The following is a 1193-nucleotide window of genomic DNA, read 5'->3' as shown; positions in this document are numbered from 1 at the left end:
AAAAAAAAGCCAGACTGGTGGAGCAATCTGGCAAAGCGTCAAGATGAGTCACCCGTGACAAGTGATGTTTCCTGAGTTCAGGTTTGAGTTGTTCCGAACTTAAGCCTGAATAAATTCAGCCACAGCTTGGTTAAACGCCTGTGGTTGTTCAACATTCGAAATGTGCGAAGCATTAATCTCAACAAGTTGACTACCCGCAATCGCGGCTTGCATAAACTGACCATCTGCCACAGTGGTCACAGGGTCTTGCTGACCTGCAATAATCAATACAGGAATCGAAATCTGTTTGAGTTGTTCACGCACATCCGCCTTAGCCAAAGCTTCACAGCAGCTTGCATAACCTTCAGGGCTGCCAGCTCCTAAGTCGTTTGAAAGTTTTTCAATCACTGCTGGGTTGCTTTGGATAAAGGGATCTGTAAACCAACGACCTGCAGCCGTTGATGCAATCGGTGCTAAACCTTGTTCACGAACCAATACGGCACGATCATTCCAAGCATTTTCATTGCCAATTTTAGCGGCGGTATTACACACAATCACATGACTAAAGCGTTGAGGATGATTGATCGCTAACCATTGGCCTGTCAAACCACCCATCGAAATACCACAGAATGCAGCTTTTTCAACATTTAAATGGTCGAGTAAATTCACCACATCTTGACCAAGTTGATCAATGGTATATGGACCTTGAGGCGCGTCCGATGCACCATGACCACGTGTGTCATAACAAATCACGTAATGAGAAGCTTTAAAAAACTCAATTTGTGATTGCCACATGCTGAAATTTGTCCCTAAAGAGTTAGAGAAAACAAGAGCAGGCTTGCTTGAATCACCAAAAGTTTGATAATTGATTTGCGCATCATTTGAAGAAAAAGTAGGCATAGAATCCCTCCCGACCTCCCTTTAGAAAAGGGAGGGGGTTTTTAATAGTTAAACACGTTCGATAATTAAAGCGATGCCTTGACCCACACCAATACACATAGAGCACAATGCATATTTGCCACCAGTTGCTTCTAGTTGGTTGAGAGCAGTCGTCACCAAACGCGCACCTGATGCACCCAATGGATGACCCAGTGCAATTGCACCACCATTTGGGTTTACACGTGCATCATCGTCGGCTAAACCTAGGTCACGTGTACACGCCAATGCTTGTGCTGCAAACGCTTCGTTCAGCTCAATCACATCCATTTGCTCTA

General features: G+C 44.6%; 1 protein-coding gene and 1 pseudogene. Both read right to left on the bottom strand.

The genetic code is table 11. The annotated features are described in order from the left end of the window. Positions 1 to 99: 99 nt before the first annotated feature. A complete protein-coding gene (gene pcaD, locus AC1M9F_RS14445) occupies positions 100 to 879 on the bottom strand; it encodes a 3-oxoadipate enol-lactonase (RefSeq protein ID WP_481595176.1) in 780 nt (259 codons plus the stop codon). A gap of 48 nt (positions 880 to 927) precedes the next feature. Continuing rightward, positions 928 to 1193, bottom strand: a pseudogene (locus AC1M9F_RS14440) (acetyl-CoA C-acyltransferase); the annotation flags it as partial.

It is taken from the genome of Acinetobacter sp. ANC_7504, assembly GCF_056779995.1.
Note: the sequence above shows the minus strand (reverse complement) of the source record. Positions and strands in the feature narration are given on the sequence as shown.